Source organism: Hahella sp. HNIBRBA332 (genome assembly GCF_030719035.1).
Taxonomy (GTDB): Bacteria; Pseudomonadota; Gammaproteobacteria; order Pseudomonadales; family Oleiphilaceae; genus Hahella.
In genome coordinates, this window is the sequence record NZ_CP132203.1 from 365036 (window position 1) to 385511 (window position 20476).

Genomic DNA, 20476 nt, shown 5'->3' on the forward strand with positions numbered 1-20476 from the left:
CCGCTTCCACTAACGGCTATGATAATGAGAATACCACAAAGTGGTTCGCCATTTGTTTTGCGCGCGGTCTTATCGTTAAAAATGATGTTAATCAGACTTCTGCGAAGCCTTCCATACGGAATGCTTCTTCTTTCTCTTACTCTCTGCGCCCGGGTGTGGGCGGCGTCTCCTATTGAACTCAAGGGCGACTTAACCCAGGGCGGTCTGGTAGTCGGACAAACTGCTTCTGACGCACAAGTCTGGTTTGACGACCATAAGCTTGAGCTGACAAAAGATGGTCACTTCGTTTTCGGTTTTGAGCGTGACGATGTGTTGACGCATAGTCTGAAGGTCCGTTTGGCGGATGGACAGGAGTGGACGCAACCCGTCACTATCTCCGCCAGAGATTACGACATACAGTATATTGAGGGCATTCCCAAGAAGATGATGGAGCCCGACCCAAACGATTTGAAGCGTATTCGGGAGGAGAATGCTCAAGTAGCCCGTGCGCGGGGACGCGATTCCAGACTAAACTATTTTTTACAGGGGTTTATTTCTCCTGCGAAAGGGCCTATTACGGGAGTGTATGGCAGTCAGCGGTATTTCAACGGCGAACCGCGCCGCCCTCATTATGGCTTGGATATCGCTGCGCCTCGAGGCGCTTCCGTGATTGCCCCGGCCTCTGGAGAAGTAACGCTCACCCATCCGGATATGTTTTTTTCAGGGGGAACCCTGGTGATCGATCACGGTTATGGTGTGTCTTCCACCTTCATTCACTTGGATAAGATTCTGGTGAAAGTGGGCGACAAAGTGGAACAGGGACAGGAAATCGCCAAAGTCGGTTCTACCGGGCGAGCCACAGGGCCGCATCTGGACTGGCGGATAAACTGGTTTCAGACCAGGCTCGATCCGGCGTTGTTGCTGGCGTCGGAACCTAAAATGATGAGCAACAAGAACCTGCAAGAAAAATAGGTAATTAGCCAAGATGAATGTAATGAACCAGATAGTCTATGTGGTCGAGGACGACGAAGCTGTTCGCGACTCTCTGCTGCTCCTGTTGCGGGCGGAAGGTTACAGTACCAAAGGGTATTCCAGCGCCCAAAGCTTCCTGGAAGAGGAAGTCGCCGATCTGAATGGCTGTCTGGTTCTGGATATCCGTATGCCTGGAATGACAGGCATGGAGTTGCACAAAAAGCTGCTTGAGCTGGGCTGCGCCTTGCCAGTGATATTTGTAACCGGGCATGGCGATGTGGCCATGGCTGTGGAGGCGATGAAGCTTGGCGCTGTAGACTTTGTGCAGAAGCCCTACCGAGAAGAAGATCTGCTGGAGAAGGTGAAAGGCGCTTTGGCGATGGACGCAGAACAGAAGGAAGCGCTGCGTCACAAAGAGAAGTTGCGTCAAAAGATAGAGTCTCTGACGCCGCGTGAGCTGGAAATCATGGAAATGATGATCGAAGGCAACGCCAACAAAGTGATCGCCATTGAATTGAATATCAGCCAGAGAACAGTGGAAATCCATCGTTCGCGCGTTATGCAGAAGATGGGAACGCATTCTCTGGCGCAGTTGGTGCAGATGGTGCTGGCCGCAAGAAGCTGATTTCTGCGGCTTCCGCCGCAGCTTTCCAGAGGGTGAAAGTCCCCCAGGTCTGTAAGGGTTATCGCGTATTAAACGGGATGATACGGCTGTCTATAGTCGCAAGTTCCGGCATTTTTCTCGGTGGAGCATGGCGACGGTAGATAACAAAGCAGTATCCAAGCTATCCAGACAGGACCAGATTCTGCTGGTGGATGATAATCCGGCTAACCTGAAAATCCTTTACGAAACATTGGATGGTCGCGGCTATAAGTTGTTAGTGGCGGATAGCGGCGAGAAAGCGCTTAGTATCGTTCGTAAATCCCACCCTGACTTGATTCTTCTTGACGTCATGATGCCTGGTATGGACGGCTTTGAGGTGTGTCGCACTTTGAAGCAGGATCCGGCCACTGCGTCCTCTTCTATTATTTTTCTTTCCGCACTGGATGACACGGACTCCAAAGTGATGGGCTTCGACGCTGGCGGCGTGGACTACATTTCCAAGCCGTTCCAGGTTAAAGAAGTGATCGCAAGGGTGGAGACCCACCTGAAGATTCACCGCTTGGAGCAGCAGCTGGAAGCTCGTAACCGTGAGTTGCAGATAGACAAGGCGAGCATTCTGTCCGCCATGAGCGAGGGCATATACGGGTTGAGTCGCCGTGGCGAAATCATTTTCGCCAACTCGGCGGCGGGACGCATGAATGCGTGTGACGAAGACAGCCTTCTCGGGCGCTCCTTCGTACAGCTGCATTTCAGTCAGGCGGAAAATCCTGAGGGTGAAAATGCATTCGATTTGGATCGGATGACCGAGCGTCTACAACGCGTTCTAAGTAAAAATGAGGCGTTACGCATCGGAAACGCCTTGTTCACGCGTCCAGATGGCTCTGTCTATCCTGTCGCCTTTACTGTCACGCCGACGGCGCGGGATGATCACGCCACTCATGCCGTGGTTGTGTTTCATGATACAACGGAAGAGATCAGGCAAGCTGAAGAGCTGGAAGCCGCGCGGCAAAGCGCTGAAGCGCAGCGTTCCCAGCTCGCTCATATCTCCCGTTTGAGTATGATGGGGGAGATGGCGGCGGGTATCGCTCATGAAGTGAATCAGCCACTTACCGCCATCGTCAATTACATCCGCGTCGCCAACCGTATTGCCAAGGCGGAGCAGTTGGATAAGGCGCTGATGGATGAAACCCTGAAAAAGATAGAAAGTCAGTGTTTGCGAGCCAGTCAGGTCATTCAACATATTCGCGATTTCGTTAAGAAGCCTTTACAGGGCAAAGAGATGTTATCGGCTAACACGCTCGCCAGAGACATTCTGGAGTTGGCGGAAATAGAGGCTAAGGAGCACGGCATTGAGCTGCGCGCCAATATAGAGCCCTCTTTGCCGGAGCTCTATATTGAGCCAGTGCAGGTGCAGCAGGTGGCTTTGAATTTGTTGCGTAATGGCATGGAGGCGATGGGGCACGCGAATATGCGCGGCGCTGTTAAGTTCAGAGTGGCGCAGGCAAATGGTAAGGGCATTTTATTCGAAGTGACGGATGAAGGGCCTGGCGTTGCGGAAGAGCATCAGAATAATTTGTTCAGCCCTTTCTTCACCACTAAAAAGTCAGGAATGGGAATAGGGCTGACGCTATGTCAGTCGATCATTCATTCTCATGGCGGCGAGATTGGTTTCAGGCCTGAAGAAAGCGGCGGCAGCACTTTTTATTTTACGCTGCCGGTGCGCAACAAGCCGGTAGGCAAGCGGGATCAATCCGCTGAATCAACTCAGTAATATTGCAGGTAAAGGCCTGACTAACAGTCCTGCGCGTTGACCGGGTCCCACCTTGGAGTTAGGGAAGACAATGCGCACGGAACTGTCGGAAACGACGTACTCCGTCTCCTCATCCCTCCAAACTGAATATCCCACCTCCAACTCAGTGAAGTTGGGAGTGTCTTCTGCAATGTTCAACTGGAAGTTCTTGCCTGTATTAATGACCTCGTCAACGACTTGAAATTGCTCAGGCAGCTTTCCGCTATGGGATTTGATGGCGGCGTCATCGCCGGCAATAAGCGCCAGAAGCTGGCTTTTAAGATTGGCAAGTCCCGCCAGATCGTTTTCACCAAATGGATGCACTTTGCCCAATTCCACTGTGAAACTCTCTGCGGCGTACTCTGCTGCGCTCCAACCTGAAAATGTCGCGGCGGGCTTGTTTTGCAGCAGCACGGCTTCCACCCCGCTGGCCGCTAACAGCTTAAGCTGTAGAGTGGGGCACTGCCGAGCTGGAAGGAATGGATAAACAGCGAACTTTTCGATCTGCGAACTTCGAATGGCTGTGTGCAGGTCATAGTGCCAGCACGTCTCTCCTGGCGGAACAAAGTCTTGTACCTGTGCGATAAGTTCCGCCGCTCGATTGGGCTCATATCCAGGGCCTGAAGAGGCGCTTTCCTTGAAAAGGCGATTGAGATTGATGTCAATAAAGCGCTCCTGCGCCCTCATGGCCGGAGGATTTCCGAGGAGAAACAGGCACTCTCGGCGCACAGGATGCAGCCCTTCCAATAGCTCTGAAACAATTTCGTTCAAGATTTCTATTGGCGCAGTCTCGTTGCCATGCACGCCTGCGGAAAAAACCAGCTTTGGGCCGATTGGCGAGGAGGGGGCGCACGTTAGCGCGCCATGGCCGGTGAGGCGGAACGCCACACCGTTATTTTCAATGACTTCCCTTTCTTGCGCTGCTTCCCGCCCCTCAGGGATGTCAGCCAGCGTGGCGGATAAGAAGTCCTTGTGGGGGGCGAATAAAGCGCTCATAGACAAATCAGCTTCCTACGGGTCTCAAGTGGGCCATGAGTTTGTGTTCCAGACGCTTGAAGATATAAATGATGGTGAAGGTCAGGCATAAGTAAATCAGGGCGACAAAGGTAAAGGCCTCAAAAGGCGCATAGTATTTGGAATAGATGTAACGGGCTGCGCCAGTCAGGTCGATAATCGTCACCACGCTGGCGATGGCGCTGGCGTGTAACATGAAGATGACTTCGTTGCTATACGCTGGCAGGGCTCGGCGGAAGGCGTTGGGCAGAATGATGCGACGCATGCTTAACCACCAGGACATTCCGTAAGCTTTAGCTGCTTCAATTTCCCCTTGAGGCGTTTGCTGAATGGCGCCGCGAATAATTTCTGTCGTGTACGCTGCGGTATTCAGAATGAAGGCGAGCATGGCCGGGTAAAACGCGTTAGCCAGCAGAGGCCAGATGAAAGAGTCTTTTACTCCGGGCACAGCGGGCAAGCCATAATAGATCAGGTAGAGCTGGATCAGTAGTGGCGTGCCGCGAAATATATAGGTATAGAGCCAGATTGGTTTGTTTATCCAGGGGTTCTTGCTGGTGCGTAATATGCCCAGTGGAATGGCGATAACCAAGCCGATCAGCAGTGACAGAAAAACCATTTGAACGGTGACCGTCAAGCCGTCCCAGTAGTACTCCAGAGTGCCGACATTAAAAATTTTATTCTGGTTGAGCCAGGTAGTAAGTGTCTCGATCACTGGGTAGTTCTCCTGGAATCAACATGATAGTGAGTTTCCAGCTTTTTGAATAAAAGCTCGGAAATAGAAGTCAGCGCCAGGAATATCAAAAGCACGGGAATAAAGAACATGAATGGAGCCTGTAGCGCAGCGGAAGCCTGGTGGGCGGCGCGCACCATATCCTCCATGCCAATGACGGAGACCAGCGCGGTGGTTTTCAGCATGACCAGCCAGTTGTTGCCAAGGCCAGGAAGGGCGTGGCGCATCATCTGTGGAAACATAATGCGTTTAAAAATCTGCCAGCGATTCATGCCGTAAGCCAGGCCGGCTTCAATTTGGCCGCGCTCGACGGCGAGGAAAGCGCCGCGAAATGTTTCTGACATATAGGCGCCGAAAATAAAGCCTATGGTCAATACGCCGGCGACGAAGGCGTTGATATTGATGTAGGTGTCGATTTCAAACTGGTCGTAAAGCCAGTCTGACAGGCTGTTCATCAGTATTTGGCCGCCATAAAAGATCAGCAGCATCAGAACCAGATCGGGCACGCCCCTGATCACTGTGGTGTACGCGGTGCCTACTGCCTTGGAAATCGGGTTTCTGGATAGTTTTGCGGTTGCGCCCAACAATCCCAATAGCAAGGCGAGCAATAAAGAGAGTATGGCTACTTCTATGGTAACCAATGATCCTTTGAGGATAGTGGGGCCGTAACCTTTCAGATCTAACATAAAATCGCCTGATCGATTGATGATAAGGGGAGGCCGAGGCCTCCTTTCAGATGCTTACTTGCCGTAAACGTCGATTTCGAAGTACTTGTCGTTAATCTTCTTGTACACGCCGTTGCCACGGATTTTCTTGATGGCGGCGTTGAATTTGTTGGCCAGGTCGGTGTCGCGCTTGCGCACAGCGATGCCTGCGCCTTCGCCGAAGATGCGGACGGGTTCAGTGATCATGGGGCCGGCGAATTCGAATTCCTGGCCCGCTTCTTTTTTCAGGAAGCCGCCGTCAGCAGCCAGTGCGTCAACGAACAGCAGGTCCAGACGACCGGCCTTCATGTCCAGGTAGGCTTCGTCCTGGCCAGCGTAACGCTTGATGTTGACGACGTCTTTCAGTTCTTCGCTGACATAGGTGTCCTGAATGGTGCCGCGCTGTACGCCAACAGATTTGCCTTTCAGTTGATTCATGTCGGAAGGATCAATGCCTGCGCCTTTCTTGGCTACCCAGCCAGATGGGGTGTTGTAGTATTTGTCAGAGAATAGAACTTTTTCACGACGTTCTTCAGTGATGGACATGGAAGACAGGATAGCGTCGTACTTACGAGCCAGCAGTGCAGGGATGATGCCGTCCCAATCTTGCACTACCCATTCACATTTCGCTTTCATTTCCGCGCACAGCGCATTACCGATTTCGATATCGAAGCCTTCCAGTTCGCCAGCGGCGTTTTTGGAGGCGAAGGGAGGATAGGTTGCGTCAACGCCGATACGGATTTCTTTCCAGTCTTTAGCTTGGGCTGACGAAAAAGCCAGTACGGACACCAAGGTAATGAGTAACTTTTTCATGAAATTTCCTCAACATTTATTATCAGACTGATGGCTTGGCCACCGTTTTCTAAACCCCATTTTCTGCGAAAGTGCAGCGATGAACCGAAGGACGTCGCGCACGGTTTAATTGGCCCTGTATAGGATTAATACTTCGGAGCCAAAAACTGTCGAACCCGCTCGGAATCCGGGTTGTTGAATACTTTATCAGGAGAGCCTTGCTCTTCGATTTTGCCTTGGTGCAGAAACACCACTTGGCTGGAAACGTCGCGGGCGAAGGCCATTTCGTGGGTCACCACGATCATGGTGCGGCCTTCTTCCGCCAGTGAGCGCATGACTTTCAGGACCTCGCCGACCAACTCTGGGTCAAGCGCTGAGGTGGGCTCGTCAAACAGCATGACGTCTGGCTCCATCGCCAGCGCTCTGGCGATGGCTGCGCGTTGTTGCTGGCCGCCGGACATTTGCGCGGGATAGTAGTTGCGGCGTTCCCAGATGCCGACCTTCTGGAGGTAGCGTTCTGCGCTTTCCAACGCTTCTTTTTTGGGGACGCCGAGCACATGAATGGGCGCTTCTATAATGTTTTCCAGAACGGTCATGTGCGACCAGAGGTTAAAACTTTGAAATACCATGGACAGTCGGGACCGCATGCGCTCCACCTGCTTGATGTCCGCAGGCTTGCGTTCTCCGTTTCGACTGGTGGTGAAGGTGATCTGTTCGCCGTGAACTTCTATTTCACCTGAGGTAGGGATTTCAAGCAGGTTGATGCATCTTAAAAAAGTACTTTTGCCTGAACCTGACGAACCTATCATTGAGATTACGTCACCTTTTACGGCTCTAAGCGAAACCCCTTTCAAGACTTCCAGGTCATTAAACTTCTTATGTACGTCTGTGACTACCAGGGGGGCTTTTTCAGCCATGTAAACCTCCGGTTGAGAATGGGCGATGCCGACAAATCGACTTAATAATAGTAGTTAGCTCCGGCTACCACCTATTCTTTGCTTGTGGTGAGAATAGAGTGTGGCATTTGAGCCTTTCATGCCAGGGTAGTCTCTTAGAAGCTACTCATCTAGAACTTCGCTAAGGGATAGGCGAGTGGCGAGGAAATCATCGAGGTAGGACATACAGATCCCAATAAGTAGCGAGCTGCAGAAGCGTACGCAAATGTGTTGGGAATGTTCTGTAACCATCATATGAGCCAGACCGCTTTAACTTCTATTTGATCCATAGTGCTTGCTCGTGCACAGGATACTTTCTTGTTTTTAGAACTGAGTCTTGTTGTTCTGTCTGTTGTTATTATCACAAATCACGCTTTTTGAACTAGCGGTTCCTCCGTATTCCATCCGAAAAGAATTTTAATGTCAACCAAGCTCTGTCTACGGAAATTACCTATAGACCTGTCGTTAAACTTTTAAACTGCTCTGGTTTCGGAGTTTATTGATTGTTGTATGTTTTTGTTTTTAAGAGGGATTTTTAAGCGCCATCGAGCGCCCGAATATTTTCGTTAAATTGGCGCTTCGACGGTGTCATCGGACAAATGGGGGATTGTTGAAAAGTCTGGATAGGCGGAAAAAGTGGTGAAATAGGAAATGCTACTTCTTTTTTTTCTTTTCTGAGGGCTTGGCAGGGACATAAACGACTCTGCTCAAAGAAAAACGATCATGCCAACTCAGTTTCTCTTTGTCCCAAAGAACCCAAAGATACCCCAGCCCAAGACAAACAGCGGAGGCCGCGGCGCCAAAAAAGCGCAGCAGACACTGACTCCAGTTCACTTTGAAGCCGTCCGGGTTCTGAATACGGATGCGCCAGACCTGCATGCCGAGCGTCTGTCCTATGCGTCGCCAGAAATAGGCGAAAAAGAAGAAAGTAGCCAGAAACAGACTGCTGGAAAGCAATGGATCGCCGATATTTTTACCTGCGTCAGCCTCTATCTGCATCGCTTCAGAGCCAATAACCATCCCCCGTAGAAGCATATAAATCATCGTGGTCACCATCCATACCGCAATCAGCAAAATGGAGTCATAAAACATAGCTGCGAGGCGACGCCACAAAGGGGCGGGTTGGAGTTGCGCGGGGTCTTCCGGAAAGCGATTCGATAGCATAAAAATGAGGACTCTCAAGGCGACTGAAAACTGCGGCGGGACTATACCACAGGTGACTATTTCTGTCCCGGCGCGATCAAATGGAAAGTAGGTGGCACAGCGCGGTGACGCCCGTCAGTCTGCCCGCCAATTGCGGCAGGTTGCGGCGGGACGTAATGCTGTGCATTTGCAGGAGTCGATACGCGAGGAACAGGGCGAAAACGAGCGAGCCTGACATCCACAGTGGCGAGTTCAAGTGGCCCAAAGAAATCAGAGTGATATACCCGGCGGCGGTTAATCCCAGAAGAGCCAGAAACGCCAATTTGGCGCGGGGTAACCCTAATATAGAAGAAAGCGTGCGATCGCCATGGCGCAGATCTTTTTCTATATCCCGGATTTCATTCGCCATTAACACCAGGGATATTAGCGGGCCGAAGGCGATTGAGTCCAAAAGCAACGTCTGCGACCAGTTTCCTGTAGCGCTGAATCCCGCGCCGGTAATCAGAAGAGGACCCATTAATACAAACACCAGTATTAACCCCAAGCCGCGACGTTTCAGGTTAAAGGGCTCAATGGTATACGCCAGACACCCCGCAAAGCCGGCCATGGCCAACAAAGCGATTACCGGCCCTCTCATTAACATAATGGCGCTTCCTATAACGGCAGCGAAGGCGAAACACGCCATTCCCAGAACGAAATTGCGACGGATGGCCTGAATTTGATCGCAGTTCAGGCGCAACTCGGGCTGGTGTTGGTCGCTCCAGTCGTTAATCAGGTTTACGCCGCATTGCGCCAGCAGCGTGGCAGTGAAAGTCAGTATGGCGAGTGGTGCTGAGAAGTCTGCCTCAGGGAAAGTTCTGGCGAACGCAATACCGCAGCAGCCGACAGCGATGATCAGGGAGAATGGTCGTAATGATGAGGCGAATCTGTATTTGTTGGTCGTCGGGGAGGCTGTGGCTGTCATAGTTGTCGGATAATCAAATGGTTACCTGCAAGCATAATCAAAAATTCCTAAAAATTAAGTTTTAATAATGCAAAGTCGCTAAAGAAAACGAGGGATCTGACGCTAACTATATTGCCCTCGTTGAAAATGGCTTTACGGGGAGGGCATAAACAGGTTTGGGGGAGGGCGTTTAAATGCACTTTGCAATGCCGGCGATAAATAATCTGCTTTCTGGTTCCAATCATGGCTCTGGTTCTGAGGCGTCTGAGAAGATGCGTCATGGCAAGGGCGCGGGCGGCAATATCGTCGCGTATGATTTCAGTTACTCCAGCACAGAAGTTTCTTACAGCCAAAGTGGCGGCGGCCGGGATTTTTCTGTTCGAGTTTTTGAAGCCAGAATGTCTGGGCGTCTCGCCAGCTTTGGAGTGAAGCCCGCCAATGATTCTTATCAGCCACAAGTTCCTACCCCCCAAGATGTCGCCAACAAAGTACTGGGCTTTGTAGAGAAAAGAATAGAAAACGCCGCTCGTAACGGCGCTTCGCCGGAAGAATTGGAAAATCTGTTCGCTCAAGCTGCTGAAGGCGTTGATCGTGGTTATGCAGAGGCGCTGGAGGAATTGGATGCTCGCGGCTTGATTACGGATGAGCTGCAAGAAGATATCGATTCAGGATATCAACTGATTCAGGATGGCTTGGCGGGGTTGCGTGAACGTTATCTGCCTTCAGATAGCCCCACTGACCCTCAACCTCAGGAGCCTGACGTGGTCTATGTGCCGCCGGGGTACGGAGAGCCGGATGTTATCTACGTGCCTGAGGGGTATGGTGAGCCAGATGTTATCTACGTTCCTGATGGGTACAACGGCTCTCAGGGCTCAAATTCAGATTCTGACGCTGGGTCTTCTCAGACTGGCGGCGATGCGCCATCACGCCTTGGTGGCATTGCTGAAGCATTGTCCGCCAGACGTTCTTCTCTTTATGCCGCGAATGTGGGCATAAACGTGCAGACTCAGGATGGCGATAACGTGCGTATTCGTATGGTGGAGGCATCCGGCTCGCAATCCGCGCTGAATTATCGTCGCGGAGAAAATGGCGAAGCCATGCAGTTCTCCAGTAACAGCTTCAGAGTTGGCTCTTTTGAGTTTTCCGTTGATGGCGAGCTGGATGAGGACGAGCTGAATGCGTTGGCGGACATGCTGCAACAAGTAGAGGGGATTGCAGCCTCTTTCTTTGGCGGCGATATGGATGCCGCCTTTTCCGCAGCGATGGACATGAATGTCGACAGCAGTGAAATCGCCAATTACGCCATTAACATGCGCAGTTTGCAGTATGAGCGTGTGGACGCCGCATACCGCCGCACTGAAGGCGCTGGCGACGCCTTCCAGTCTTTGGCGAAACACCGGGATATGTTGGCGGATTCCCTGAACAAAGCCTCTATGTTTGCTGATCCAGCTCGCCTGGTGCATGAGTTTCTGAGCCAGATGTTGCAAGCCCGTCAGGACGAAGCGCCCGCCTATCAGACACAATACGTGGACTTCGCGAAAGAGTTGCTGGAGCGCATGTCCGCTTAAGCGAATTCAGTCTTTTACTACGGCGCAGTTTAACCAAGCTGCGCCGTTTGCGTTTTAAGTCCCCACTGCTCCTCTCTCATATGTAAAATTGCGCATTCCATAATCTACAGGGCCGTTTTTTACCCCGCAGGTTCTATGGTAGAGTACGCAGCTCAGCCTTTGGCGCGCAATTCAGTCATCGCGCGGGTCTCACTATCGAAATCACCCAGAACGGAACAGGTATGAAGAGTTCAGAAATACGTAGCGCTTTTTTAGACTATTTTCAGCGTAAGGGGCATGAAGTTGTCGCCAGTAGTTCGCTGGTTCCTGCGGATGATCCTACATTGCTGTTCACCAACGCGGGTATGAATCAGTTCAAAGACGTGTTTCTGGGCAAGGATAAGCGTAGTTATGATCGGGCGACCACTTCGCAAAAATGCGTGCGCGCAGGCGGCAAGCACAACGATTTGGAGAATGTCGGGTATACCGCTCGTCACCACACATTCTTCGAGATGTTGGGCAACTTCAGCTTTGGCGACTACTTCAAGCGTGAAGCGATCAATTACGCTTGGGAATTCTTGACTTCAACGGACTGGCTCAATATAGACAAGAGCAAGTTGACCGTGACGGTTTACGCCTCCGATGACGAATCCTACGATATCTGGGCCAATGAAATTGGCGTGCCGAAAGAGCGTATTATCCGTATCGGCGATAACAAGGGTGCGCCCTATGCGTCTGACAACTTCTGGCAGATGGGCGACACCGGCCCTTGCGGCCCATGTACCGAAATTTTCTACGACCACGGACCGCACATCGCGGGCGGGCCTCCTGGCAGCCCGGATGAAGATGGCGACCGCTTCATTGAAATCTGGAACGTGGTTTTCATGCAGTTCAATCGCACCGCTGATGGTGAAATGCATCCGCTTCCCAAGCCGTCTGTGGACACCGGGATGGGCCTTGAGCGTATCTCCGCCCTGATGCAAGGCGTGCACTCCAACTATGAAATTGATCTTTTCCAGGAGTTGTTGGCTGAAGCTTCCAAGGTGCTTGGCGGCGCCTCTACTGAGGAGCCTGCATTACGGGTTATCGCCGACCATATTCGTTCCAGCTCATTCCTGATTGCCGATGGCGTGTTGCCTGAGAATATCGGGCGCGGTTCCGTATTGCGCCGTATTATTCGTCGCGCCGCACGCTACGGCAACAAAGTGGGCGCGAATGAGCCATTCTTGCATAAATTGGTTGCTAAGCTCGTGGCGTTAATGGGAGATGCTTATCCAGAGCTGAAATCCTCTCAAAGCAAAATTGAAAAGACACTGCTATTGGAAGAAGAGCAGTTCGCCAAAACTTTGGACAAAGGCCTGCGCCTGCTTGAGCAGGAGCTGGAGCAACTCAAGGGCTCCATCATCCCAGGTAAAACGATCTTTACTCTTTACGATACCTATGGATTTCCGGTGGAGCTGACCAACGACATCGCCAGAGAAAGAAGCTTGGCGATGGATATGGATGGCTATGAAGTGGAGATGGAGGCTCAGCGTAAGCGCGCGCGCGACGCAGGGTCTTTTGGAGTGGATTACAACGCCGGCCTGAACATAGATGTGTCCTCTGAATTTACGGGCTATACCGAACTTGCGGGCAGCTACAAGGTGCTGGTTTTGTTCGCTGGTTCAGACAAGTCTGACGCCCTGACTGCTGGTCAGCAAGGCGTAGTCGTGCTGGATAAGACGCCGTTTTACGCGGAGTCTGGCGGTCAGGTGGGCGATACTGGCGTGCTGAAGACCGATACGGGTGTATTTATCGTTAAGGACACCAAAAAGGAAGGTTCGGCGATTGTGCATATTGGCGCCGTCTCTGAAGGTGAGATCAAGGCTGACCAGACTGTTACGGCGGAAGTGGATCGCCACAAGCGTAAAGCCACGGCTCTCAATCACTCCGCTACGCACTTATTGCATGCGGCTTTGCGTAAAGTGCTGGGTGATCATGTCGCTCAGAAAGGCTCTTTGGTGGACCCAGAGCGTTTGCGTTTTGATTTTGCGCACTTTGAACCGATGACGCAGGAACAGATTCGTCAGGTGGAATCCATCGTTAATGCGCAGATTCGCGCCAATACGCCGGTATCTACGGAAGTTATGGGAATGGATGCGGCGCGGGAGCGCGGAGCTATGGCGCTGTTTGGTGAAAAGTATGGTGATACCGTGCGGGTTCTGGCGATGGGGGAAAGCGACTTCTCCATCGAACTGTGCGGCGGTACTCACGTCGAGCGCACCGGCGATATCGGCATGTTTGTGATCACCAGCGAGGCGGGAACCGCGGCTGGCGTGCGTCGTATTGAAGCGTTGACGGGGCAGCTGGCTGAGAACTGGGTGCAGTCCAGTGACGCATTGTTACGTGATATCGCCGCACTGGTAAAAGGCAATCGCGAAACAGCGGCGGATAAAGTGCGCGCTCTGCTTGAACGCTCACGTCTGTTGGAGAAGGAAATCGATCAGGTCAAAGCCAAGCTGGCCAGCTCTGCGGGTAGCGATCTGGCGGCTTCCGCTGTAGACGTAAAAGGCCTCAAAGTACTTGCCGCTAAATTGGATGGCGTTGATCGCAAAGCGCTGATGGATACCGTCGATCAGCTGAAAAACAAGCTAGGTCAGGCGGTGGTGCTGTTGGCGTCTGTTGAAGACGGTAAAGCATCTTTAGTGGCTGGCGTCACGAAAGCCGAATCTGCGAAAGTGAAAGCCGGAGATCTGGTGAAAATGGTCGCGGAGCAATTGGGCGGCAAAGGCGGTGGACGTCCGGACATGGCCCAAGGCGGTGGCGTGGAGCTGGATAAGCTTGATGCGGCGTTGGCTTCGGTAAATGCTTGGGTGGAAGGGCAACTGGGTTAATCCCGCGCATTTGAAAGGCGAAGGCAGGGAGAACAAACGGGCGCGCTTTGGGCGACGCCCCGAGCAAAGGGAAGTGTGTGACGAAAAAATGTAATTACTAAGACGGAAAGATAGAAACATTATGGCCCTACTGGTTCAAAAGTTCGGAGGCACTTCTGTCGGTAGCGTGGAGCGTATCGAGAAGGTCGCGGACAAAGTAAAAAAGTTTAGAGATGAAGGTCATGATCTGGTGGTGGTGGTGTCGGCGATGTCCGGCGAAACCAACCGCCTGATTGGGTTGGCCAAGGACATAATGGATGAGCCGACTCCAAGAGAGTTGGACGTTCTGGTTTCCACTGGCGAGCAAGTGACCATAGCGCTGCTTTGTATGGCGCTGCACAAGCGCGGTTGCGAAGCGCGCTCATATACTGGCGGACAGGTTCGCATCCTTACGGATAACGCCCACACTAAGGCCCGCATTCTTGAGATCAACGAAAACAATATCCGCGCGGATCTGGATGCCGGCCGTGTGGTGGTCGTCGCGGGCTTTCAGGGTGAAGACGAGAACGGCAATATCACCACGCTTGGCCGCGGTGGCTCGGATACCACGGGCGTCGCGCTGGCGGCCGCATTGAAGGCGGATGAGTGTCAGATCTATACCGACGTGGACGGCGTTTATACCACTGACCCTCGCGTCGTGGACAGCGCGCGCAGACTCGACAGCATTACCTTTGAGGAAATGCTGGAAATGGCGAGCCTGGGCTCCAAAGTTTTGCAAATACGCTCGGTGGAGTTCGCCGGCAAATATAACGTTCCCTTACGTGTCCTTTCATCGTTTGAAGACGGTCCAGGCACGCTGATAACAACAGAGGATGATGAGAATATGGAGCAACCCATAGTATCGGGCATAGCTTTCAACCGCGATGAAGCCAAACTGACGGTATCCGGCGTGCCGGATATCCCTGGCGTGGCGTCAAAGATCCTTAAACCGATCAGTGACGCTAACATTGAGGTGGATATGATCGTGCAGAACGTGGGTGAGGATAATCACACCGACTTCACTTTCACTGTACACCGCAATGACTTCAATAAGGCCAAAGCGATCCTTGAGAAGCTCTGTAAGGAGCTTGAGGCCAGAGAGGTGAAGGGGGATAGCAAGATCGCCAAAGTCTCCATCGTCGGCGTCGGCATGCGCTCTCACGCAGGCGTCGCCACCACGATGTTCGAGGCGCTTTCCAAAGAAGGCATCAACATCCAAATGATCTCCACTTCAGAGATCAAAATTTCTGTGGTGATCGATGAAAAATATCTGGAATTGGCGGTGAGAAGCCTGCACGGCGCTTTCGAGTTGAGCGAAAAACCGGCGTAATTTTGGATAAAACATTGGCTTTTGCCTGGAAATAACTAAAATAGGCGACCTGTGTGATGCAGGTCGCACGGAAATATAGAAAAAGATCAACCGGAATTCGCAATTTCTTAACGACGGCTATTAACCGTCCTTTTAAAAATCGGATTCTCGATAATAATAAAAAAGTGCAGTAGGTTGACGAAGGGCTTGTAGAGCGCAGTACATCTACAAGTAATCGACAATTAGGTCATTTTTTGGAATAGGTCGTTCTTTAAGGAGAATAAGATGCTAATCTTAACCCGCCGCGTAGGCGAAACTCTGATGGTTGGTGATGATGTAACCGTTACCGTTCTGGGGGTGAAGGGTAATCAGGTGCGTATCGGCGTCAATGCGCCGAAGGAAGTAGCTGTACACCGCGAAGAGATTTATCAGCGTATCCAGCGTGAGAAGTCTGCTCAGGCTGGCGAGTCGGACCATCAGGACGATTAATTGACGGTACCACAAACTTTTTTTGAATAAGGACTATCATTCTTAAAATTTTGTGGTACTATACGCCCCGCTTTTGCGGAGAGATGGCCGAGAGGCTGAAGGCGCGCCCCTGCTAAGGGCGTATGGGGGAAACCTCATCGAGGGTTCGAATCCCTCTCTCTCCGCCACTTTAAGTTTTTGATGCGCGCTCGTAGCTCAGCTGGATAGAGTACCTGGCTACGAACCAGGCGGTCGGAGGTTCGAATCCTCCCGAGCGCGCCATTTAAATCTTAAGTTGCCAATTTGTTGCGCGCTCGTAGCTCAGCTGGATAGAGTACCTGGCTACGAACCAGGCGGTCGGAGGTTCGAATCCTCCCGAGCGCGCCATATCTAAACTGTTTTTGCAGTATCTAAAACAGTAGATGTTAGGAAGCCAGACCCGGCTTCAAAAAGATGTCTACGAGCCTGAACTTTCTGATTTTCGACCCAGTTCAATTTTCCTCCATCAATGCTGTTTTTCTTCACCGGCGGATCATCACTTACCGCGCTATGGTGTTGAGTTCTCAGTTTTTTTAGGTTTTCACGTCAATAGGGGAAAACCGAAGTTTTACGGTTGCGAACCCCTGGTTTTATCGGTATCTTACGCAAGATTTGCCGCTGAGAAGCGGCCCTGCGTTTGTTCTTTAAGCACATGGAATGCGTCTTCGTTGGCGTTTTCATGCTGGTATATCAAAGACAGGTATCGATCATATGAATGAGCTTTTTCAGCAGGCGGTCACCCTGATGGTAGCGGGAATGGGATTCGTGTTCGTATTCCTGGCTATGCTGGTTGGCGCAACCAATTTGATGTCGAAAGTCGTCAATCGCCTTGCGCCGGAAATTCAGGTAGTCCCCCCTCCCACCGCAGGCAACCCCACGCCGCCTCCGAATAACAATAATGACACGATGGCTGTTATCGCAGCCGCAATCGCTAAACACCGTTCACGCCACAAGAAGTGAACGTAAGGAAATTCGCGAGAGTAAATGAAAGGCTAATAACCCATGACAACAACGAAAAAACCACTAGGTATTACGGATGTAATATTGCGTGATGCGCATCAGTCGCTGCTGGCCACGCGCATGCGTTTAGACGACATGCTCCCCATTGCCGAGAAACTTGATAAAGTCGGCTATTGGTCCATTGAGTCCTGGGGCGGCGCCACTTTCGATTCCTGTATCCGCTATCTGGGGGAAGATCCATGGGAACGCATTCGCGAATTGAAAAAAGCGATGCCAAACACGCCTCAGCAAATGTTGTTGCGTGGACAAAACCTGTTGGGCTATAGACATTATGCTGACGATGTTGTCGAGCGCTTTGTAGATCGCGCTGCGGCTAACGGCGTTGACGTATTCCGCGTCTTCGACGCGATGAACGATCCCCGGAACCTTGAGACCGCGATCAAAGCGGTGCTGAAAGTCGGCAAGCACGCGCAGGGCACCTTGTCCTACACAGTCAGCCCCGTACATACCATTGATATGTGGGTGGAGCTGGCCAAGAAAATTGAGAGCATGGGCGCGAACTCTATCGCGATCAAAGACATGGCGGGCCTGTTGAAACCCTACGTAGCGTTTGAGTTGGTCAGCCGTCTGAAGAAAGAGTGCTCCGTACCCATTCACATGCAGTGTCACGCTACTACCGGCATGTCCACGGCTACCGCGCTCAAAGCGGCGGAAGCCGGGATCGATAACGTAGACACCGCTATCTCTTCTATGAGCATGACTTATGGCCACTCTCCCACGGAAGCGTTGGTCGCCATTCTGGAAGAGACTGATCGCGATACAGGGCTGAATATTCACCTCCTGGAAGAAATCGCTGGTTATTTCCGTGAAGTGCGTAAGAAATACGCCAAATTTGAAGGCAGCCTGAGAGGCGTGGATTCCCGCATTCTAGTGGCGCAGGTTCCCGGCGGCATGCTCACCAACATGGAAAACCAACTGCGAGAGCAGGGCGCTATCGACAAGCTGGACGCGGTGTTGGAAGAGATTCCCCGTGTGCGCGAAGACCTCGGTTTCATTCCGTTGGTGACGCCCACCTCGCAAATCGTTGGCACTCAGGCGGTGTTGAACGTACTGACAGGCGAACGCTATAAATCCATTTCTAAAGAAACGGCTGGCGTGTTGAAAGGGGAATACGGTTCAGCGCCGGCGCCTTTCAATGCGGAACTACAGGCGAAGGTGCTGGAAGGCGCGCAGCCTATCACCTGTCGCCCCGCCGATCTGTTAGAGCCGGAAATGGATAGATTGACAGATGAGTTGAAAAAGCTGGCGTCTGAGAAGGGTGTCAAGCTGGCGGCGGAAGCTGTCGATGATGTGTTGACCTATGCCTTGTTTCCGCAAGTGGGCCTTAAATTCCTGGAGAATCGCGGCAATCCTGCGGCGTTTGAGCCGGTTCCCAGCGCTGATGATGTCAAGCCTGCCGCTCCTGCCGCACAGACGGCGGCACCCGCTGGCGGTCCAGAGGTGTACACCATCGTCGTCAATGGCCAGACCTACGTAGCGCAAGTGTCGGAGGGCGGCGATATTACTCAGGTAGCCCCTGTCGGCGCGGCTCCTGCTGCGCCCGCTCCTGCTGCGGCCCCTGCGCCAGCCGGTGGTGGCGTGTCAGTTCCTGCGCCTTTGGGTGGAACGATTCTGCGTCTTGTCGTTCAAGCGGGACAAACCGTTCAGGAAGGCGACGTACTGCTGTACCTGGAAGCGATGAAGATGGAGACGGAAATCCGCGCCCCGAAAGCCGGACATGTCGCCAGCATCGATGTCAAAGTGGGCGATGCAGTCTCCGTCGGCCAGTCTCTGTTGAAACTGGCTTAAGAGGTAGCGTTGTATGAACGGATTGTCCCAGCTGGTATACGGCAGCGGCCTGTATAACCTGGAATGGGGTCAGGCGGTCATGATGGCCATCTGCCTCGGTTTGTTGTTCCTGGCGATACGCAAAGGCTTTGAGCCTTTGCTTCTGCTGCCGATTGGTTTCGGCGGTTTGTTGGCGAATATTCCTGAAGCCGGACTGGCGATGTCGGCGGTTGAGAACGCGATTCATCTGGGCTCTCCCGAACAGTTGGTCAATCTGGCGGCGGCGTTGAATATTCCTTATGACGTCACGCAAGCGATAACGCCTGAAATCCGGCATGAGTTCATTCTGGCTTACAAGAGCTCTAATGCGGCCATGCATCAGGCTGTCGGGTTTGCGGCTCAGGATATGGGCTTCAGCAGCGGCATGCTGTATCAGTTCTTTGATGTCGCCATCATGAGCGGCGTCGCTCCTTTGCTCATCTTTATGGGCGTTGGCGCAATGACTGATTTTGGTCCCCTGTTGGCTAATCCGAGAACACTGATGCTTGGCGCGGCGGCGCAGTTCGGTATCTTTGGAACCGTCCTCGGCGCAGCAGCTCTGGACGCCAGCGGCTTGATTCCATTCTCCATCAAGGAAGCGGCTGCAATCGGCATCATCGGTGGGGCGGATGGCCCGACGTCGATTTATGTCTCCACCTTGCTGGCTCCCCATTTATTGGGAGCAATCGCTGTTGCGGCATACTCCTATATGGCGTTGGTGCCATTGATTCAGCCGCCGATCATGAAGGCGCTGACCAATGCGGAAGAGCGCAAGATCAAAATGGAGCAGCTCCGCCATGTGTCCAAAGCGGAGAAAATCGTATTCCCGATTATCCTGCTGGTCATGGTTGCCATGTTCCTGCCTGATGCAGCGCCACTGCTGGGTATGTTCTGCTTCGGCAATCTGATGCGTGAGTGTGGCGTGGTGGACCGTTTGAGCGATACGGCGCAAAATGCACTGATCAACATCGTCACGATCATTCTGGGTCTTTCTGTAGGAAGTAAGCTTTCTGCGGACAAGTTCCTGGACGTACAGACCCTTGGCATCCTGGTGCTGGGTATGGTGGCGTTCTGTGTAGGCACTGCATCCGGCGTATTGATGGCGAAACTGATGAATAAGCTTCCTGGCTCTAAAGTTAACCCGTTGATCGGTTCCGCTGGCGTGTCCGCTGTACCGATGGCGGCGCGGGTTTCCAATAAGGTTGGTCTAGAGGCGAACCCGCAAAACTTCCTGCTGATGCACGCGATGGGGCCGAATGTGGCTGGCGTTATCGGATCAGCGGTAGCGGCGGGCGTCATGATCAAGTTCTTGAGCTGATCCTGCCACTCTGAGTTTCCGGCGCAGCGAATAAAAATAATAACCGCGCCGGTAAATCCTGGGCTGGGATGCTACACTAGCCCGAGATGGCGTATCAAAGTCCAGCATAGGTCGAAGTCTAAATGTCGCAGTTGGAATACACGTTGGAAAAGCTAGCGGAACAGATCGAACAATTGGCCTCACAATCCAAATGGGATGAGCTAATTGCGCTGGAGCCTACGCTACGCGAATTGGTGCAGGCGACTATCGCGCAGACCAGCGAAGACGACAAACCTCAACTTATCGCCACACTGACTCGATTACGCAGCATATACGCTGACGCGGTTCAACACGCCGGCTCCAATCGTTCCGAATCCGCCCAGGAACTTACCAGCGTTCGTCGTAGCCTGAAGGCGGCGCAGTCCTATCTAAACACTTCCAAGTTTTAACCTTTCTGTTCAGCGGCTGTCTATTTTCAATCGCGCTGGCGACAA

Annotated in this window: 18 protein-coding genes and 3 tRNA genes; 14 read left to right on the forward strand and 7 right to left on the reverse strand. The window is 52.3% G+C overall.

Annotation, left to right across the window (positions count from 1 at the left end; translation table 11 throughout):
• Nucleotides 1-120 precede the first annotated feature (120 nt).
• From O5O45_RS01835 to O5O45_RS01845, 3 genes are all read left to right on the forward strand, one after another.
• Complete coding sequence (locus O5O45_RS01835) at nt 121-951, forward strand: M23 family metallopeptidase (protein WP_305903602.1); 831 nt, start codon at nt 121-123, stop codon at nt 949-951.
• Nucleotides 952-973: 22 nt separating this feature from the next.
• Nucleotides 974-1576, forward strand: a complete 603-nt coding sequence (locus tag O5O45_RS01840) for a response regulator transcription factor (RefSeq protein WP_241567000.1) — start codon at nt 974-976, stop codon at nt 1574-1576.
• Nucleotides 1577-1703: 127 nt separating this feature from the next.
• A complete protein-coding gene (locus O5O45_RS01845; protein WP_305903603.1) occupies nt 1704-3326 on the forward strand; it encodes an ATP-binding response regulator in 1623 nt (540 codons plus the stop codon).
• Here the strand turns inward: O5O45_RS01845 and astE are convergent.
• The 7 genes from astE to O5O45_RS01880 all read right to left on the reverse strand — a co-directional run bounded on the left by astE (nt 3315) and on the right by O5O45_RS01880 (nt 9626).
• Nucleotides 3315-4340, reverse strand: a complete 1026-nt coding sequence (astE, locus tag O5O45_RS01850) for a succinylglutamate desuccinylase (protein WP_305903604.1) — start codon at nt 4338-4340, stop codon at nt 3315-3317. The two genes, O5O45_RS01845 and astE, sit on opposite strands and share 12 nt — an antisense overlap.
• Before the next feature lie 7 nt (nt 4341-4347).
• Nucleotides 4348-5067: an ABC transporter permease gene (locus tag O5O45_RS01855; RefSeq protein WP_371747994.1), complete on the reverse strand. Its 720-nt coding sequence runs from the start codon at nt 5065-5067 to the stop codon at nt 4348-4350.
• Nucleotides 5067-5774, reverse strand: coding sequence for an ABC transporter permease (locus tag O5O45_RS01860; RefSeq protein ID WP_305903606.1), 708 nt, complete (start codon nt 5772-5774; stop codon nt 5067-5069). Before O5O45_RS01860 ends, O5O45_RS01855 begins: the two co-directional genes overlap by 1 nt.
• A gap of 54 nt (nt 5775-5828) precedes the next feature.
• Nucleotides 5829-6605, reverse strand: a complete 777-nt coding sequence (locus tag O5O45_RS01865) for an ABC transporter substrate-binding protein (RefSeq protein WP_305903607.1) — start codon at nt 6603-6605, stop codon at nt 5829-5831.
• Between the two features lie 125 nt (nt 6606-6730).
• Nucleotides 6731-7501: an ABC transporter ATP-binding protein gene (locus O5O45_RS01870; protein ID WP_305903608.1), complete on the reverse strand. Its 771-nt coding sequence runs from the start codon at nt 7499-7501 to the stop codon at nt 6731-6733.
• Between the two features lie 672 nt (nt 7502-8173).
• Complete coding sequence (locus tag O5O45_RS01875) at nt 8174-8683, reverse strand: RDD family protein (RefSeq protein ID WP_305903609.1); 510 nt, start codon at nt 8681-8683, stop codon at nt 8174-8176.
• A gap of 76 nt (nt 8684-8759) precedes the next feature.
• Entirely contained in the window at nt 8760-9626 is an 867-nt protein-coding gene (locus O5O45_RS01880) for a prenyltransferase (RefSeq protein ID WP_305903610.1), read from the reverse strand.
• 173 nt (nt 9627-9799) lie between these two features.
• Between O5O45_RS01880 and O5O45_RS01885 the strand changes: the two genes are divergently transcribed.
• From O5O45_RS01885 to O5O45_RS01935, 11 genes are all read left to right on the forward strand, one after another.
• Nucleotides 9800-11173 carry a DUF5610 domain-containing protein gene (locus O5O45_RS01885; RefSeq protein ID WP_305903611.1) on the forward strand — a complete coding sequence of 458 codons (1374 nt, stop codon included), beginning with the start codon at nt 9800-9802 and terminating at the stop codon, nt 11171-11173.
• A gap of 221 nt (nt 11174-11394) precedes the next feature.
• A complete protein-coding gene (gene alaS / locus O5O45_RS01890) occupies nt 11395-14025 on the forward strand; it encodes an alanine--tRNA ligase (protein WP_305903612.1) in 2631 nt (876 codons plus the stop codon).
• 121 nt (nt 14026-14146) lie between these two features.
• Nucleotides 14147-15373, forward strand: a complete 1227-nt coding sequence (locus tag O5O45_RS01895; protein ID WP_305903613.1) for an aspartate kinase — start codon at nt 14147-14149, stop codon at nt 15371-15373.
• A 264-nt stretch (nt 15374-15637) separates the two neighbouring features.
• A complete protein-coding gene (gene csrA / locus O5O45_RS01900; protein WP_011398946.1) occupies nt 15638-15841 on the forward strand; it encodes a carbon storage regulator CsrA in 204 nt (67 codons plus the stop codon).
• A 77-nt stretch (nt 15842-15918) separates the two neighbouring features.
• Nucleotides 15919-16008 (forward strand) — tRNA-Ser (locus O5O45_RS01905).
• 17 nt (nt 16009-16025) lie between these two features.
• Nucleotides 16026-16102: transfer RNA gene (locus O5O45_RS01910), tRNA-Arg, on the forward strand.
• 28 nt (nt 16103-16130) lie between these two features.
• Nucleotides 16131-16207, forward strand: a tRNA-Arg gene (locus tag O5O45_RS01915).
• Nucleotides 16208-16570: 363 nt separating this feature from the next.
• Nucleotides 16571-16819: an OadG family protein gene (locus O5O45_RS01920; protein WP_305903614.1), complete on the forward strand. Its 249-nt coding sequence runs from the start codon at nt 16571-16573 to the stop codon at nt 16817-16819.
• 42 nt (nt 16820-16861) lie between these two features.
• The gene (gene oadA, locus O5O45_RS01925; protein WP_305903615.1) at nt 16862-18667 is read left to right on the forward strand and encodes a sodium-extruding oxaloacetate decarboxylase subunit alpha; all 1806 of its coding nucleotides are present in this window, start codon (nt 16862-16864) and stop codon (nt 18665-18667) included.
• Between the two features lie 13 nt (nt 18668-18680).
• A complete protein-coding gene (locus tag O5O45_RS01930; protein ID WP_305903616.1) occupies nt 18681-20003 on the forward strand; it encodes a sodium ion-translocating decarboxylase subunit beta in 1323 nt (440 codons plus the stop codon).
• Between the two features lie 122 nt (nt 20004-20125).
• The gene (locus O5O45_RS01935; RefSeq protein WP_305903617.1) at nt 20126-20431 is read left to right on the forward strand and encodes a flagellar protein FliT; all 306 of its coding nucleotides are present in this window, start codon (nt 20126-20128) and stop codon (nt 20429-20431) included.
• Nucleotides 20432-20476 lie beyond the last annotated feature (45 nt).

Excerpts from the sequence above, each read along its gene's own strand:
- O5O45_RS01930 (WP_305903616.1), top strand. The coding sequence starts at position 18,681 with ATGAACGGATTGTCCCAGCTGGTATACGGCAGCGGCCTGTATAACCTG.
- O5O45_RS01875 (WP_305903609.1), bottom strand. The coding sequence starts at position 8,683 with ATGCTATCGAATCGCTTTCCGGAAGACCCCGCGCAACTCCAACCCGCC.
- O5O45_RS01860 (WP_305903606.1), bottom strand. The coding sequence starts at position 5,774 with ATGTTAGATCTGAAAGGTTACGGCCCCACTATCCTCAAAGGATCATTG.
- O5O45_RS01920 (WP_305903614.1), top strand. The coding sequence starts at position 16,571 with ATGAATGAGCTTTTTCAGCAGGCGGTCACCCTGATGGTAGCGGGAATG.
- O5O45_RS01935 (WP_305903617.1), top strand. The coding sequence starts at position 20,126 with ATGTCGCAGTTGGAATACACGTTGGAAAAGCTAGCGGAACAGATCGAA.
- csrA (WP_011398946.1), top strand. The coding sequence starts at position 15,638 with ATGCTAATCTTAACCCGCCGCGTAGGCGAAACTCTGATGGTTGGTGAT.
- O5O45_RS01870 (WP_305903608.1), bottom strand. The coding sequence starts at position 7,501 with ATGGCTGAAAAAGCCCCCCTGGTAGTCACAGACGTACATAAGAAGTTT.
- O5O45_RS01865 (WP_305903607.1), bottom strand. The coding sequence starts at position 6,605 with ATGAAAAAGTTACTCATTACCTTGGTGTCCGTACTGGCTTTTTCGTCA.
- astE (WP_305903604.1), bottom strand. The coding sequence starts at position 4,340 with ATGAGCGCTTTATTCGCCCCCCACAAGGACTTCTTATCCGCCACGCTG.
- O5O45_RS01880 (WP_305903610.1), bottom strand. The coding sequence starts at position 9,626 with ATGACAGCCACAGCCTCCCCGACGACCAACAAATACAGATTCGCCTCA.
- O5O45_RS01845 (WP_305903603.1), top strand. The coding sequence starts at position 1,704 with ATGGCGACGGTAGATAACAAAGCAGTATCCAAGCTATCCAGACAGGAC.
- O5O45_RS01895 (WP_305903613.1), top strand. The coding sequence starts at position 14,147 with ATGGCCCTACTGGTTCAAAAGTTCGGAGGCACTTCTGTCGGTAGCGTG.
- O5O45_RS01835 (WP_305903602.1), top strand. The coding sequence starts at position 121 with ATGCTTCTTCTTTCTCTTACTCTCTGCGCCCGGGTGTGGGCGGCGTCT.
- oadA (WP_305903615.1), top strand. The coding sequence starts at position 16,862 with ATGACAACAACGAAAAAACCACTAGGTATTACGGATGTAATATTGCGT.
- O5O45_RS01885 (WP_305903611.1), top strand. The coding sequence starts at position 9,800 with ATGCACTTTGCAATGCCGGCGATAAATAATCTGCTTTCTGGTTCCAAT.
- O5O45_RS01840 (WP_241567000.1), top strand. The coding sequence starts at position 974 with ATGAACCAGATAGTCTATGTGGTCGAGGACGACGAAGCTGTTCGCGAC.
- alaS (WP_305903612.1), top strand. The coding sequence starts at position 11,395 with ATGAAGAGTTCAGAAATACGTAGCGCTTTTTTAGACTATTTTCAGCGT.